The following is a 14752-nucleotide window of genomic DNA, read 5'->3' on the forward strand; positions in this document are numbered from 1 at the left end:
CGTCATGGGTGCTCTCCTACCCCGCGCGGCGCCGGCAGGCCGCGCGACCGGCCGGGCAGGGCTCGGGTCGCCTCGGTCCGGGCCGCCCCGTGGACGAGGGCGGCGGCGGTGTCGACGGCGGCGGCCACGTCCCCGTCGGGCGGGTAGAGCAGGGCGCGTCCGGCGACGAGGCCGCACACCGTGGGCAGCGCGAGGGCGGTGCGCCACCGCTCGTAGGTGGCCTCCCCCTCGCCCGCCGGGCCGACCGGTCCGCCGAGCAGGACGGCGGGCAGCGTGGAGGCGGCCGTGACCCGCGCCATGTCGTCGGCGTCGTCGGTGACGGGCACCTTGAGCCAGGTGTAGGCGGAGGTGCCGCCGAGGCCGGAGGCGACGGCGAGGGAGGTGGTGACGGCGTCGGCGCCCAGGTCGGTCCGCAGTTCCCCGCCGACCCGGCGGCAGAGGAACGGCTCGACGAAGACGGGGAGCCGCAGCGCCGCCATGGCGTCGACGGCGCGGGCCGCCGCGTGCAGGGTGGTGAGGGAGCCGGGGTCGTCGTAGTCGAGGCGCAGCAGCAGCTTCCCGGCGTCGTAGCGGGAGCGGGCGAGGTCCTCGGGACGGAAGCCGGTGAAGCGGTCGTCGAGTTCGAAGGCGGCCCCGGCGAGGCCGCCGCGGTTCATCGAGCCGATGACCGCCTTGCCCTCCAGGGCGCCGAGCAGCAGCAGGTCGTCGAGGACGTCGGCGCTGGCGAGGACGCCGTCGACGCCGGGTCGGGAGAGGCCGAGGCGCAGCCGGGCGAGCAGTCCGGCACGGTCGGCCATGGCGTGGTCGCCGCGGCCGGCGCCGAGGGCGCCACGGGCGGGATGGTCGGCGGCGAGGATCAGCAGCCGGCCGTCCGGGGCAGGCAGCGGTCCGCGGCGGCGGCGGGCGGCGGCCTCGGCGACCGCCTCGGGGTGGTGGGCCCGCAGCCGGGCGAGGGCGGCCGCGTCGACGGCGTGGGGGGCGTTCACCGCGCACCGCCGAGGAGCGCGTCGATCTCGTCGGCGCGGGGCATCGCGGAGGAGCAGGCGAGGCGTCCGGCGACGAGGGCCCCGGCCGCGTTGGCGTACCGGACCGTCCACTCCAGCGGCCGGCCGTCGAGCAGGCCGTGGCAGAGGGCGCCGCCGAAGGCGTCCCCGGCGCCGAGGCCGTTGACCACCTCGACGGGGACGGGCGGGACGGTGACCCGGGTGCCGTCGCGGTGGGCGGCGAGGACGCCGTCCGGTCCCTGTTTGACGACGGCGAGGGTGACTCCGGCGGCGAGCAGGGCGTCGGCGGCGGCGTCCGGCGCGCGGTGGCCGGTGGCCTGTTCGCACTCGGCGAGGTTGCCGACGGCGACGGTGGCGAGGGCGAGGGCGTCGGCGTAGTGGGCGCGGGCGCGGGGCCGCTCGGCCTCGTCCCAGAGCATGGGCCGCCAGTCGAGGTCGAGGACGGTGTGGGCGGTACGGCGCCGGTGGGCGAGGGCGGCGAGAGTGGCGGCGCGGCTCGGTTCGGCGCTCAGCCCGGTACCGGTGGTCCACAGGACGCGGGCGGCGCCGATCGCGTCGAGGTCGAGGGAGTCGGCGGTGATCCGGAGGTCGGGTGCCTGGGGCCGCCGGTAGAAGTGGAGCGGGAAGTCGTCCGGCGGGAAGATCTCGCAGAACGTGAGGGGGGTGGGCAGGTCGGGTACGGGCGCCACCCACCGCGCGTCGACGCCGAAGCGCTCCAGCTCGGCCCGCAGGTAGTCGCCGAACGGGTCGTCACCGGTCCGGCTGACCAGGGCGGTACGCCGTCCGAGCCGGGCCGCGGCGACGGCGACGTTGGCGGGCGAGCCGCCGAGGAACTTCCCGAAGGTGTCCACCTCGGCGAGGGGCACTCCGGTCCGCAGCGGGTAGAGGTCGACGCCGAGCCGCCCGAGGGCGATCAGGTCGTACGCCGCGTCGTCCGGCGGCCCGGATGGCTGCTGCCCGCTTCCGCGTCCCGGCTGTGCGCCCGTCACGGTCTCCCCCTCGCTGCGTCGTCGCTGCGGCGGTCCGCCCCGGCCGGTACGGGACCGGACCCGGGGCGTGCCCAGGTCTAGTCGGCGGCACGGAACCCTGTCAACATTTTGTCCGGACATTCGGACGAACCCCCGCGCCCGTGATCGGGCAGGCTGGCCGGGAAGGGCGGACGGCACCGCGCCGTCCCGGACGGCGACCGGAAGGCGGACATCTGATGCACCGTACGAACGAGCCCCGGCCCCCGGCCTCCCGGCTGCGGATCGGGTCGGCGCCCGACTCGTGGGGCGTCTGGTTCCCCGACGACCCGCACCAGGTCGGCTGGGACCGGTTCCTCGACGAGGTGGCCGAGGCGGGGTACACCTGGATCGAGCTGGGGCCGTACGGCTACCTCCCCACCGACCCGGCACGGCTGCGGGACGAGACGGCGCGCCGCGGGCTGAGCGTGTCGGCGGGCACCGTCTTCACCGGCCTGCACCGGGGTGAGGCGGTCTGGGAGGAGACCTGGGCGCACGTCGCGAAGGTCGCGGAACTGACCCGGGAGGCGGGCGCCGGGTACCTGGTGGCGATCCCCGCCTTCTGGCGCGACGACAAGACCGGCGAGGTGCTGGAGGACCGCGAGCTGACCCCGGCCGCCTGGCGCGACCTGTCCCGGCTGACGGAACGCCTGGCCCACCGGGTCCGCGAGGAGTACGGACTGCGCACCGTGGTCCACCCGCACGCCGACACCCACGTGGACACCGAGGAGCACGTCGTCCGCCTCCTCGACACCACCGACCCGGACCTGGTCGAACTCTGCCTGGACACCGGCCACTACGCCTACTGCGGCGGTGACAGCGTCCGCCTGATCGAGACCTACGGCCGGCGGCTCGGCTACCTCCACCTCAAACAGGTCGACCCGGAGGTGCTGGCCCGGGTGCGCGCCCAGGACCTGCCGTTCGGCCCGGCGGTCGCACAGGGCGTGATGTGCGAGCCGCCGCTCGGCGTGCCCGCGCTGGAGCCGGTGCTGGCGGCGGCCCGGCCGCTCGGCGTCGACCTCTTCGCCATCGTCGAGCAGGACATGTACCCGTGCCCGCCGGACCGCCCGCTGCCGGTGGCGCGACGCACCCGGGCCCTGCTGGAGTCCTACCTGGACGGGTGAGCGGCCACCCCGTCCGGGGCCCCGAGGTGTCCTGGTCCCGCCACACCTTTGTCACGGTCGCTTCACGGCACCGCCCGCGCTCCCGGGCGGGCGGTGCCCGCCGCACCAGGGTGGTCACCGTCCGAGAGCGGGCCCCTGGCACCTCGGCGGCGCGACGGAGCGCCGCCCAGGGGGCGCGCGGACGGGAGGTGTCCACGTGAGCGACCGGGACCTGTGGTCGTACCGGGAGATCGCCGCGCACATCGGGGTCCGGCCCGACACCGTGCGCTCCTACCGCAAGAGCGGGCAGCTCCCCCCGCCCGACCTGACCCGTGCCGGCCGGCCCTACTGGCACGCCGACACCGTTCGCCGCTGGGTGGCCGGGCGGCCACGGAACCGGGGGAGGTAGGGCACCCCGCGCCCGCTCGCAGCGGGCGTGTTCCGGCCCGGCCGGCCTCAAGCCCAGGGCTCGATCACCGTGATCCCCGGCACCCCCGGCGCCGCCCCCAGGGCGGCCAGCGCGTCCGGGGCCTCCGCCAGGGGGCGTACGGCGGTGACGAGGAGGTCGGGGCGCAGGGTGCCGTCGGCGACCTGGGCCAGGAGGGCGGGGTAGGCGTGGGCGGCCATGCCGTGGCTGCCGAGGATCTCCAGCTCGTGGGCGATCACGCGGTCCATCGGGACGACGGGGCGCCCGGTGGCGGGCGGGAGCAGGCCGACCTGGACGTGGCGGCCCCGGCGCCGCAGCCCCTCGACCGAGGCGACGCAGGTGGCGGGCGAGCCGAGGGCGTCGAGGGAGAGGTGGGCGCCGCCGCCGGTGAGTTCGCGGACGGCCGCCGCGACCTCCCCGCCGGAGCCGGGCCGGACGGCGCTGTCGGCGGGGACGACGCCGACCCGGGCGTCGAGGCAGACCTCGGCGCCGAAGCGGCGGGCCAGCTCCAGGGCGTCCGGCGAGACGTCGACGGCGAGGACGCGGGCCCCGGCGGCGGCCGCGATCATCACGGCGGAGAGGCCGACCCCGCCGCAGCCGTGCACGGCGACCCATTCGCCGGGGGCGACCCGGCCCCGCGCCGTCACGGCACGGTGGGCGGTGGCGAAGCGGCAGCCGAGTCCGGCGGCGGTCGGGTGGGCGAGGCCGTCCGGGAGGCCGACCAGATTGGTGTCGGCGTGGTCGAGGGCGACGTACTCGGCGAAGGAGCCGTGGTGGGTGAAGCCGGGCTGGGTCTGCCGCTCGCAGACCTGCTGGTCGCCCTGGGCGCAGGCCGGGCAGGTGCCGCAGGCGCAGACGAAGGGGACGGTGACGCGGTCCCCGGCCCGGAAGCGGGTGACGCGGGCCCCGGTGGCCGCGACCGTGCCGGACAGCTCGTGGCCGGGGACGTGCGGGAGGGCGATGTCCGGGTCGTGGCCCTGCCAGCCGTGCCAGTCGCTGCGGCAGACGCCGGTGGCCTCCACCCGCACGACCACCCCTTCGGGTGAGGGCGCGGGGTCCGGGAGCTCCCGTACCTCGGGACGCCCGCCGAACCGTTCGAAGACCACTGCGCGCATCGGATCACCCTTCTTCCTGGCGGCCCCGGGGCGGGCCACGCGGCTCACTGTGCCGCCCGGGAGGTGGATTCATACCCCCTAGGGGTATAGGCTGCACTCATGGGCGGCCCTCCCGGGCGCACCTCTGACCTCACCTGCCCGGGAAGCACCGGCCCGCACGCCCACCCCACCGGTGCCGCGCGCACCACCGCCGCCCATCCTGGACATCACGACCATCCGTACCATCCACGCCATCGCGGCCGGACCCGCCCGAACGGGACGGCCCGTCAGGAGGACACCATGACCAACGACACCCAGGACCAGACGCAGGCCACCGGCTCCTGCTGCTCGGGGCCGGCCGGCTCCTCCGGCGGCTGCGCGGACACCGGCGCACTCACCACGGTCTACACCGTCACCGGCATGACCTGCGGCCACTGCGAGGGGGCCGTCGCCGAGGAGGTCTCCGCACTCCCCGGCGTCTCCTCGGTCAACGCCGAGGCCGCCACCGGCAGGGTGACGGTCACCTCCGCCGCCCCGCTCGACGAGGAGGCCGTCCGCGCCGCCGTCGACGAGGCCGGCTACGAACTGACCGGCCGCGCCTGACCCCGGCGCGCACGCCCCCGCCCCGCCCCGGTACGCCGGGCGGGGCCGCACCACGGACGGGCCGGTCCGCCCGGCCCCTCCCCCAGTCCCGTAGCGGAGACCGCCAGACCATGAGCACCAGCACGGCCCCCGAGCGGCCGGCAGCACCCGCGACCACCGAGGTCGAGCTGAGCGTCGGCGGGATGACCTGCGCCTCCTGCGCGGCCCGGGTGGAGAAGAAGCTCAACCGCGTGCCCGGCGTCACCGCCACCGTCAACTACGCCACCGAGAAGGCGAAGGTCGCCTACACGCCGGGCGAGGACCTCGGCGTGGCCGACCTGATCGCCACCGTGGTCCGCACCGGCTACACCGCCGAGGAGATCCGCCCGCCGGAGCCCGGACCGGTCCCGAAGTCCCCGGAGGGCGGGCCCGGGGCTTCCGGTGCGTCCGGCGACGCCGAGACCGGGGCCCTGCGGCAGCGGTTCACCGTCTCCGCGCTGCTCGCCGCGCCCTCACCACCGGCCGCATGGAGCTGGCCGAGGTCCTTCCCGCCACCGGCACCGACGAGGCGGCGCTGCTGCGGCTCGCCGGCGCCCTGGAGCACGCCTCCGAGCACCCCGTCGCCCGGGCGCTGGCCCGGGCCGCCGAGGAACGCCACGGCCCGCTCCCGCCCGTCTCCGGCTTCACCAGTACGTCCGGGCTCGGCGTGCGCGGCACCGTCGAGGGCCGCCGGGTCGCCGCCGGGCGGCCCCGGCTGCTGACCGAGGAGGGGATGCCGCTCCCCGAGGAGCTGGAACGGGAGCTGGCGGCCGCCGAGGCGCGCGGGCGGACCGTGGTGGCGGTCGGCCGGGACGGAGCCGTACGCGGACTCCTGACGCTCGCCGACACACTCCGGGAGACCAGCGCCGAGGCTGTGCGCGACCTGCGCGCACTCGGCCTCACGCCGGTCCTGCTGACCGGGGACAACCCCGCCGTGGCCGCCGAGGTCGCCCGCGCCGTCGGGATCGAACGGGTGGTGGCCGGGGTGCTCCCCGAGGGGAAGGTCGCCGAGGTGGAGCGGCTGCGCGCCGAGGGGCGTACGGTGGCGATGGTGGGCGACGGCGTCAACGACGCGGCGGCGCTGGCCACCGCCGACCTGGGGCTCGCCATGGGCACCGGGACGGACGCGGCGATCGAGGCCGGGGACCTGACGCTCGTCCGCGGGGACCTGCGGGCGGCGGCCGACGCCATCCGGCTCTCCCGGCGCACTCTGGCCACCATCAAGGGCAACCTCTGCTGGGCCTTCGGCTACAACGTGGCGGCGCTTCCGCCGGCCGCCGCGGGACTGCTGAACCCGATGATCGCGGGGGCCGCGATGGCCTTCTCCTCGGTCTTCGTCGTTACCAACAGTCTTCGCCTCAAGTCCTTCACATAGTTGACGCACTACCCTTACTCTTGGACCCCGGGCCCCGGGGCTCTCGCAGCGGTATTCAGGTCATGCGAGAGACGCAGATCACACTCTCCACAACGTAACCAAGTGGGGGGCTCGTGAGTCTAAGAAGGCGATACCGGAAATGTCTTGGGGGACGTTTCCGGAATCGGGAGGACGTCTTGGGGGACGTTCTTCGACACCGTGTAGGCCGGGGCACGTGCACCGGGGAGCTTTGAGCGGCCCTCCCGTACGTACGTGTCCTGGCAGACCGCACAGACGCCCGGCCGGATCCCGTGGGGGGAATCCGCTCGGGACACTGGAAAGCGCCCCGAGCATCGGCCCGTGGGGGGACTGATGCCGGGGCGCTTTCTACGCTCACGCGCACCCTTCGCCGTGCCGCACCCGGGACCGCCGGCGACCCTCCCCCGGCCGCCGCCCCGGGCCCGGAAAGGCCGAAAGCCCGCCCCTTCCCCGCGGTACGGGGAAAAGACGGGCCAAGTGGGGCGCGGCCCCTGCTGCGCGCCGGAGCGCGCGCCTCGGTCAGCGGGACTCGACCGGGACGAAGTCGCGAAGGACCTCGCCGGTGTAGATCTGGCGCGGGCGCCCGATGCGCGATCCGGGCTCCTTGATCATCTCGGTCCACTGGGCGATCCACCCGGGCAGGCGGCCCAGCGCGAACAGCACCGTGAACATCTCGGTCGGGAAGCCCATGGCGCGGTAGATCAGCCCGGTGTAGAAGTCCACGTTCGGGTAGAGGTTGCGCGACACGAAGTAGTCGTCCGAGAGCGCGTGCTCCTCCAGCTTGAGCGCGATGTCCAGCAGCTCGTCGGACTTGCCGAGCGCGGAGAGGACGTCGTGCGCCGCCGCCTTGATGATCTTCGCCCGCGGGTCGAAGCTCTTGTAGACGCGGTGGCCGAAGCCCATCAGCCGGACGCCGTCCTCCTTGTTCTTCACCTTGCGGATGAAGGAGTCGACGTCGCCGCCGTCGGCCTGGATGCCTTCCAGCATCTCCAGCACCGACTGGTTGGCGCCGCCGTGCAGCGGGCCCCACAGCGCGGAGATGCCGGCGGAGATGGAGGCGAACATGTTGGCCTGCGAGGAGCCGACCAGGCGCACCGTGGACGTGGAGCAGTTCTGCTCGTGGTCGGCGTGCAGGATGAAGAGCTTGTCCAGCGCCGAGACGACGACCGGGTCGGGCTCGTACTCCTGGGCGGGGACCGAGAAGGTCATCCGCAGGAAGTTCTCGACGTAGCCCAGGTCGTTGCGCGGGTAGACGAAGGGCTGACCGATCGACTTCTTGTAGGCGTAGGCCGCGATGGTGGGCAGCTTGGCCAGGAGGCGGATCGTCGAGAGGTGGCGCTGCTCCTCGTCGAACGGGTTGTGGCTGTCCTGGTAGAACGTCGACAGCGCGCTGACCACGGACGACAGCATGGCCATCGGGTGGGCGTCGCGCGGGAAGCCGTCGAAGAACCGCTTCACGTCCTCGTGGAGGAGCGTGTGCTGCGTGATCTCGTTCTTGAACTCCGCGAGCTGGTCGACGGTCGGCAGCTCGCCGTTGATCAGCAGGTACGCCACCTCGGTGAAGGCGGAGTTCTCCGCCAGCTGCTCGATGGGGTACCCGCGGTAGCGGAGGATGCCCTGCTCACCGTCGAGATACGTGATCCCGGATTTGTACGCCGCGGTGTTGCCATAGCCGCTGTCGAGGGTCACCAGACCCGTCTGGGCGCGAAGCTTCCCGATGTCGAAGCCCTTGTCGCCGACGGTGGAGTCGATCACCGGGTAGGTGTGCTCACTGTCGCCGAACCGCAGTACTACAGAGTTGTCGCTCACGTCTTTCCCTCACCGACGTAGTGCCTCATCTTCGAGGTGCCCTGACTGTCTCTACCATCCCCCATTTGGCTCAGGAGAGTGCACTCGGGGTCGACCCTTCGGCCCTTTGGCGGCACTCAGTGCCGCCAACCTGTTCATCCTGCCCCTCTCCCCCCGGTTCCGGAAGGGCTCCGTGACGTATCCCACCGCTTTGATCGATCATTTCTGATGGAACGACCGGCTCGGCGCTCCGGAGAGCAGCCGGTGGTCCAGCGCGGTGCACCTGCGCCCCGCGGAGACCGTGCGCACCGCCTGGCCGAGCGCCTTCCGCGAGCCCACCAGGACCACCAGCCTCTTGGCCCGGGTGACGGCGGTGTAGAGCAGGTTGCGCTGGAGCATCATCCAGGCGCTGGTGGTCACCGGCACCACCACCGCCGGGTACTCGCTGCCCTGCGAACGGTGGATCGTCACGGCGTAGGCGTGCGCCAGCTCGTCCAGCTCGTCGAAGTCGTACGGGACCTCCTCGTCCTCGTCGGTGAGCACGGTCAGCCGCTGCTCCTCGGCGTTCAGGGCGGTGACGACCCCGACGGTACCGTTGAAGACGCCGTTGAGCCCTTTCTCATAATTGTTACGGATCTGGGTGACTTTGTCCCCGACGCGAAAGACGCGGCCGCCGAACCGCTTCTCGGGAAGGTCGGGCCGGGGCGGGGTGATGGCCTGCTGGAGGAGGCCGTTCAGGGCACCCGCGCCGGCCGGGCCGCGGTGCATGGGGGCGAGGACCTGGATGTCGCGGCGCGGGTCGAGGCCGAAGCGGGCCGGGACCCGGCGGGCGGCCACGTCGACCGTGAGGCGGCCGACCTCCTCGGTGTCGTCCTCCACGAAGAGGAAGAAGTCGTCGAGCCCCTGGGTCAGCGGCGGGGTGCCCGCGTTGATGCGGTGGGCGTTGGTGACGACGCCGGAGCGCTGGGCCTGGCGGAAGATCCTGGTCAGCCGGACGGAGGGGATCGGTCCGCCGTCGGCGAGCAGGTCGCGCAGCACCTCGCCGGCGCCGACGCTGGGCAGCTGGTCGACGTCGCCGACGAAGAGCAGGTGGGCGCCGGGCGCGACCGCCTTGACCAGCTTGTTGGCGAGCAGCACGTCCAGCATGGACGCCTCGTCGACCACCACGAGGTCGGCGTCGAGCGGCCGGTCCCGGTCGTACGCGGCGTCCCCGCCGGGCCGCAGTTCCAGCAGGCGGTGGACGGTGGAGGCTTCGGCGCCGGTCAGTTCGGCCAGCCGCTTGGCGGCGCGGCCGGTGGGGGCGGCGAGGACCACCTTGGCGCCCTTGGCGCGGGCCAGTTCGACCACCGAGCGGACGGTGAAGGACTTGCCGCAGCCGGGCCCGCCGGTGAGCACGGCCGCCTTCTCGGTGAGCGCGAGCCGGACGGCGTCCCGCTGTTCGGGGGCGAGTTCGGTGCCGGTGCGGTGGGCCAGCCACCCGAGCGCCTTCTCCCAGTCGACGTGGCGGAAGGCGGGCATCCGGTCGTCCGGGGCGCGCAGCAGGCGCAGCAGCTGGGCGGCGAGCGAGAGTTCGGCCCGGTGGAAGGGGACCAGGTAGACGGCGGTGACGGGTTCCCCGTCGGGTCCGGGGACCTTCTCGCGGACCACGCCCTCCTCGTCCTCGGCGAGTTCGGCGAGGCAGTCGATGACCAGGCCGGTGTCGACCTGGAGGAGTTTGACGGCGTCGGCGATGAGCCGGTCCTCGGGGAGGTAGACGTGGCCCTGGTCGCTGGACTGGGAGAGGGCGTACTGGAGGCCGGCCTTGACGCGGTCCGGGCTGTCGTGCGGGATGCCGACGGCCTGGGCGATGCGGTCGGCGGTGAGGAAGCCGATGCCCCAGACGTCGGCGGCGAGCCGGTAGGGCTGGTTGCGGACGACGGAGATGGAGGCGTCACCGTACTTCTTGTAGATGCGTACCGCGATGGAGGTGGTGACACCGACGCCCTGGAGGAAGACCATCACCTCCTTGATCGCCTTCTGCTCCTCCCAGGCGGCGGCGATCAGCCTGGTCCGCTTGGGGCCGAGCCCGGGGACCTCGACCAGGCGCTTCGCGTCGGTCTCGATGACGTCGAGGGTGTCGACGCCGAAATGCTCGGTGATGCGGTCGGCGATGCGCGGGCCGATGCCCTTGATCAGGCCGGAGCCGAGGTAGCGGCGGATGCCCTGCACGGTGGCGGGGAGCACCGTCGTGTAGTTCTCCACGGTGAACTGCTTGCCGTACTGCGGGTGCGACCCCCACCGCCCCTCCATCCGCAGCGACTCCCCCGGCTGCGCCCCGAGCAGCGCCCCGACCACGGTGAGCAGGTCCCCGCCACCGCGGCCGGTGTCGACCCGGGCGACGGTGTAGCCGTTCTCCTCGTTGGCGTAGGTGATCCGTTCGAGGACGGCTTCCAGGACGGCGAGGGCGGGGCGGGGCCCGTGCGGGGAAGTGCTGGCCATGGGCCGACCGTACGCCCGGGCGGCGGTGGGGCCGGAGGGGGCCGGGGAAATCTCCTCGCAACTCCTCGCGTTCTCCGTACAACCCTTGGTGAGGGACGACTGTCTTACGTGACGTCAGGGCTTCCGGGGGGATTTCCGGGGGGAGATGCAGGGAGTCCTGAGCTGGAGGGGGGACCTCCGGGGGGGGGGAGACACGAGGGGCCCGGTCCGTGGACCGGGCCCCTCGAACGATGTGCGGGCCTGCCCCAGTCGAGGCAAAGGCGGACAAGCGGCGCGGGCCTCGTCCGCAACACGCGCCCCGCCCCTTGACTGGCAGAAATCTTCGGGCTATCCGTGATTCCTGGCAGTTTCCTTCAGGGGCTGTCCGTCGAGGCGGCACGGGCAGCGCGCACCCGCCCGGCGCCCCTCCCACCGGAAGGAGCGCACGTGCACCACCGATCCCCCGGCACCTCCCGCCGCGCCGTGCTGGCGGCGGGCGCGGGAGCCGCCGCCGCGGCCACCGTCAGCACCTCCGCCTCCGCGGCCGTCGGCGCCCAGGGCGCGGCGAACGCCGTCACACCCGCCGCGCGCAGACCGACCCGCAAGCAGCTCAGGGCGATGCTCTCCCGGATGAGCCTGGAGGAGAAGGTCGGCCAGCTCTTCGTCATGCGGGTCTACGGCCACACCGCGACCGACCCGGACCAGGCGGACGTCGACGCCAACCTCGAGGAACTGGGCGTCCGCGACGCCGCCGAGCTGATCTCCACGTACCACGTCGGCGGCATCATCTACTTCACCTGGGCGCACAACACCCGCGACCCGCACCAGATCGCCGGGCTCTCCAACGGCATCCAGCGCGCGTCCCTCGGCCGGAGGAACGGCCTGCCCGTGCTGATCTCCACCGACCAGGAGCACGGCATCGTCTGCCGGGTCGGCGCGCCCGCCACCCTGCTGCCGGGCGCGATGGCGCTGGGCGCGGGCGGCAGCCGCTCGGACACCCGGCGGGCCGCGCGCATCGCGGGCGCCGAACTGGCCGCCCTCGGCATCCTCCAGAACTACGCGCCCGACGCCGACGTCAACGTCAACCCGGCCAACCCGGTGATCAACGTGCGCTCCTTCAGCTCCGACCCCGAGGCGGTGGCCGAGCTGGTGGCCGCGCAGGTCAAGGGGTACCAGGGGGCCGGGGTCGCCTCCTGCGCCAAGCACTTCCCCGGCCACGGCGACACCACCACCGACAGCCACGAGGCGCTGCCGACCATCAACCACACCCGAGAGGAGTGGGAGCGGCTGGACGCGCCGCCGTTCCGGGCGGCCGTCGCGGCGGGCATCGACTCGATCATGACGGCGCACATCGTGGTGCCCTCCCTGGACCCGTCCGAGGACCCGGCGACGCTCTCCCGCCCGATCCTGACCGGCATCCTCCGCGAGGAGCTGGGCTACGACGGGGTGGTGGTCACCGACTCGCTCGGCATGGAGGGGGTGCGCACCAAGTACGGCGACGACCGGGTGCCGGTGCTCGCCCTGCTGGCCGGGGTGGACCAGCTGCTCAACCCGCCGAGCATCAAGGTGGCGTACGACGCGGTGCTGGCGGCGGTGCGCGACGGTGAGCTGACCGAGGAGCGGATCGACACCTCGGTGCTGCGCATCCTCGAACTGAAGGCGAAGCGCGGCCTGTTCGAGGATCCGTACGTGACACGCCGGGAGGTCGACCGGACCGTGGGGACGCGCGGGCACCTGGCCGAGGCCGACCGGATCGCCGAGCGCACCACGACCCTGCTGGCCCACCGCGACGGCCTGCTCCCGCTGAACCGGCGCACCCATCGGGACCTGCTGGTCCTCGGCGCCGATCCGGCCTCCCCGTCGGGCACCACCGGTCCGCCGACCACCACGCTCACCGGGGAGCTGAAGGAACTCGGCTTCCGGGTGACCACGCTGCCGACCGGGACCGCCCCCACCCAGGCGGTGATCGACGCGGCGGTGGCGGCGGCCGAGGGCAAGGACGCGGTGATCGTCGCGACGTACAACGTGACGGCGGGCAGCGCCCAGCAGAAGCTGGTGCGGGCGCTGGCCGCGACCGGGGTGCCGGTGGTGGTGCTGGCCATCCGCAACCCGTACGACGTGGCGCAGTTGCCGGAGGCGGACGCGGTACTCGCCACCTACTCGTGGACCGACGTGGAGCTGCGGGCCGCCGTGCGGGTGCTGGCCGGACGGGCGCGGCCGCGCGGGAAGCTGCCGGTGCCGGTGCAGCGGGCCGACGACCCCTCGAAGGAACTGCTGCCGCTCGGGTACGGCCTGCGGTACTGACGCACGGACGGAGGCGCCGCCCGCACCCGTGGTCCGAGGGTGCGGGCGGCGCCTCCGTGCGCGGGCCGGGTCAGGTCAGAGCCTGCCGCCCCGGTACTTCTGGAGCAGCCGCTCGTCGAGGGAGTCCAGGGTGTGGTCGTAGGCGGCGAGCGGCGCCGCGGCGGCCGGGTCGCTCTGGACGGCGGCGGGGGCGACACCCGCCCACTGCTGGATGCGGGCGGTGGCGCGGGCGCTCTCCTCGGGGACGAGGCCGGCGACGTTGGCGCCGTGGTTGGCACCGGGGGCGGTCAGCACGTACGAGTCGCGGGCGCCGGCGCCGAGGCGGAACGGCTCGGCGCTCCACGGGTCGTTCTCGCCGTAGACGAACATCATGCGCCGGGCGTGGTGGCGGACCCAGGTGTCGACGTCGCGCATCGCGTGCTTCTCGAACCGCATGGGGATGGAGCGCGGTACGAACTCGCGGGGCGCCTGGTAGCCGTAGCGGCTGAGGTCGGCGAGGTGCGGCTGGGCGATGCCGGGCGAGCCGAGCTGGGTGCCGGCCTGGTAGTAGTACGGCGTGTACGGGGCGAGGCCCTGGTCGGTGTAGAAGGACCAGCCGGAGACCTCGTCGACGTAGGCGAAGAGTTCGGCGTCGGTGGCGCTACCGGCCTCGGGGACGTCCGCGCAGTCGGCCTCGTCGGCGTACTGCCAGAAGCCCCAGGCCAGGTCCATGACGACGGCCTCGAACGCCTTGTCGAGGCTGCCGACGGTGGTGAAGGTCGCCCCGGTCCTCCCGGCCAGCTCCGCGTACCGCTCACTGAGGGGCCCGCGGCGCAGGAGGGCCTCGCGCTGGACGGCGTGGAGGGCCTCGCGGCACTCGGCGGTGCCGACGTCGGCGAGGAAGCGGTCGTAGGCGGAGTCCTCGTCGTCGACCACGTCGTTGGGGGCGACGTAGGCGACGACGGCGTCCATGTCGCGGGGGTAGAACCGCTCGTAGTAGGTGGCGGTCATGCCGCCCTTGGAGCCGCCGGTGGCCAGCCACTTCTTGCCGTAGACCGGCTTGAGGGCGGTGAACAGGCGGTGCTGGTCGCTGGCGCCCTGCCAGATCGTCAGCTTGGACCAGTCGGCCGGTTCGGGCCGCGACGGGGTGAAGTAACGGTACTCCAGGGAGATCTGGTTGCCGTCGACGATCCGGGTCGGCTCGCTGCGGCCGGGCGAGGTGGAGACGCCGTAGCCGGAGGTGTGGAAGACGGTGGGCCGCGAGGTGTCCTTGTGCAGCACGGTGAACCGCTGATCGAACGTGCCCCGCCCGGGGTGCCGGTGGTCGACCGGCTGGGTGTAGGTGAGGACGAAGTACCGGTAGCCCTCGTACGGCTTCTCCTCGACGAGCTTGACGCCCTTGACCGCCAGCAGCCGCTGAAGGATGTCCCGGCCGTCGCGTGCCGGGTCCTGGTCCGCCACCGCGCTGCCGGCCTGGGCCGTGACGGCCCCCGCCAGGACCACGAGCGACAGCAGCCAGCGCAACACCGTGCGCATGAGCCCTCCCCTGTTCCGATCGTCACTCCGGGCGCGTCCCGG

General features: G+C 73.7%; 10 protein-coding genes and 2 pseudogenes. 6 read left to right on the forward strand and 6 right to left on the reverse strand.

Translation table 11 applies throughout. From position 1 onward, the window contains the following. Nucleotides 1–2: 2 nt before the first annotated feature. Nucleotides 3–986 carry a Cgl0159 family (beta/alpha)8-fold protein gene (locus Sdia_RS00095; RefSeq protein ID WP_185392998.1) on the reverse strand — a complete coding sequence of 328 codons (984 nt, stop codon included), beginning with the start codon at nt 984–986 and terminating at the stop codon, nt 3–5. Continuing rightward, nucleotides 983–1921, reverse strand: coding sequence for a 5-dehydro-2-deoxygluconokinase (gene iolC / locus Sdia_RS00100; RefSeq protein WP_100453323.1), 939 nt, complete (start codon nt 1919–1921; stop codon nt 983–985). The genes Sdia_RS00095 and iolC overlap by 4 nt, the downstream gene beginning before the upstream one ends. A gap of 287 nt (nt 1922–2208) precedes the next feature. Between iolC and Sdia_RS00105 the strand changes: the two genes are divergently transcribed. Together Sdia_RS00105 and Sdia_RS00110 are read left to right on the forward strand one after the other, a co-directional pair. After that, nucleotides 2209–3132 (forward strand): sugar phosphate isomerase/epimerase family protein, encoded by a 924-nt coding sequence (locus tag Sdia_RS00105; RefSeq protein WP_100452657.1) that lies wholly within the window; start codon nt 2209–2211, stop codon nt 3130–3132. Nucleotides 3133–3328: 196 nt separating this feature from the next. Continuing rightward, complete coding sequence (locus Sdia_RS00110) at nt 3329–3520, forward strand: MerR family transcriptional regulator (protein WP_100452656.1); 192 nt, start codon at nt 3329–3331, stop codon at nt 3518–3520. Nucleotides 3521–3567: 47 nt separating this feature from the next. Here Sdia_RS00110 and Sdia_RS00115 read toward each other — a convergent pair whose 3' ends face one another. Next, complete coding sequence (locus Sdia_RS00115) at nt 3568–4653, reverse strand: zinc-dependent alcohol dehydrogenase family protein (protein WP_115069868.1); 1086 nt, start codon at nt 4651–4653, stop codon at nt 3568–3570. A 279-nt stretch (nt 4654–4932) separates the two neighbouring features. Here Sdia_RS00115 and Sdia_RS00120 point away from each other — a divergent pair, with 279 nt between their 5' ends. From Sdia_RS00120 to Sdia_RS00125, 3 genes and pseudogenes are all read left to right on the forward strand, one after another. Further along, nucleotides 4933–5235 carry a heavy-metal-associated domain-containing protein gene (locus tag Sdia_RS00120; protein ID WP_115069867.1) on the forward strand — a complete coding sequence of 101 codons (303 nt, stop codon included), beginning with the start codon at nt 4933–4935 and terminating at the stop codon, nt 5233–5235. 182 nt (nt 5236–5417) lie between these two features. Beyond that, nucleotides 5418–5525 (forward strand): annotated as a pseudogene (locus Sdia_RS30660) (cation transporter); the annotation flags it as partial. Nucleotides 5526–5725: 200 nt separating this feature from the next. Further along, nucleotides 5726–6628: pseudogene (locus Sdia_RS00125) on the forward strand (heavy metal translocating P-type ATPase); the annotation flags it as partial. Between the two features lie 537 nt (nt 6629–7165). Here the strand turns inward: Sdia_RS00125 and Sdia_RS00130 are convergent. Continuing rightward, a complete protein-coding gene (locus tag Sdia_RS00130; RefSeq protein ID WP_100452653.1) occupies nt 7166–8455 on the reverse strand; it encodes a citrate synthase in 1290 nt (429 codons plus the stop codon). 198 nt (nt 8456–8653) lie between these two features. Further along, the gene (gene recD2, locus Sdia_RS00135; protein WP_100452652.1) at nt 8654–10912 is read right to left on the reverse strand and encodes an SF1B family DNA helicase RecD2; all 2259 of its coding nucleotides are present in this window, start codon (nt 10910–10912) and stop codon (nt 8654–8656) included. 426 nt (nt 10913–11338) lie between these two features. On the opposite strand from recD2, the gene Sdia_RS00140 reads away from it, so the two are divergent. Beyond that, entirely contained in the window at nt 11339–13195 is a 1857-nt protein-coding gene (locus Sdia_RS00140) for a glycoside hydrolase family 3 protein (protein ID WP_189500422.1), read from the forward strand. A gap of 75 nt (nt 13196–13270) precedes the next feature. On the opposite strand, the gene Sdia_RS00145 is transcribed toward Sdia_RS00140, so the two are convergent. Next, the gene (locus tag Sdia_RS00145) at nt 13271–14710 is read right to left on the reverse strand and encodes a serine protease (protein ID WP_185392999.1); all 1440 of its coding nucleotides are present in this window, start codon (nt 14708–14710) and stop codon (nt 13271–13273) included. Between the last annotated feature and the right edge of the window lie 42 nt (nt 14711–14752).

Origin of the sequence: Streptomyces diastaticus subsp. diastaticus, from assembly GCF_011170125.1 — a bacterium.
Lineage (GTDB): Bacteria > Actinomycetota > Actinomycetes > Streptomycetales > Streptomycetaceae > Streptomyces > Streptomyces diastaticus.

What these genes read in the sequence shown, in the direction of transcription:
- Sdia_RS00145 (WP_185392999.1), bottom strand. Translation starts at nt 14,710, where the DNA reads ATGCGCACGGTGTTGCGCTGGCTGCTGTCGCTCGTGGTCCTGGCGGGG.
- Sdia_RS00105 (WP_100452657.1), top strand. Translation starts at nt 2,209, where the DNA reads ATGCACCGTACGAACGAGCCCCGGCCCCCGGCCTCCCGGCTGCGGATC.
- Sdia_RS00120 (WP_115069867.1), top strand. Translation starts at nt 4,933, where the DNA reads ATGACCAACGACACCCAGGACCAGACGCAGGCCACCGGCTCCTGCTGC.
- Sdia_RS00115 (WP_115069868.1), bottom strand. Translation starts at nt 4,653, where the DNA reads ATGCGCGCAGTGGTCTTCGAACGGTTCGGCGGGCGTCCCGAGGTACGG.
- recD2 (WP_100452652.1), bottom strand. Translation starts at nt 10,912, where the DNA reads ATGGCCAGCACTTCCCCGCACGGGCCCCGCCCCGCCCTCGCCGTCCTG.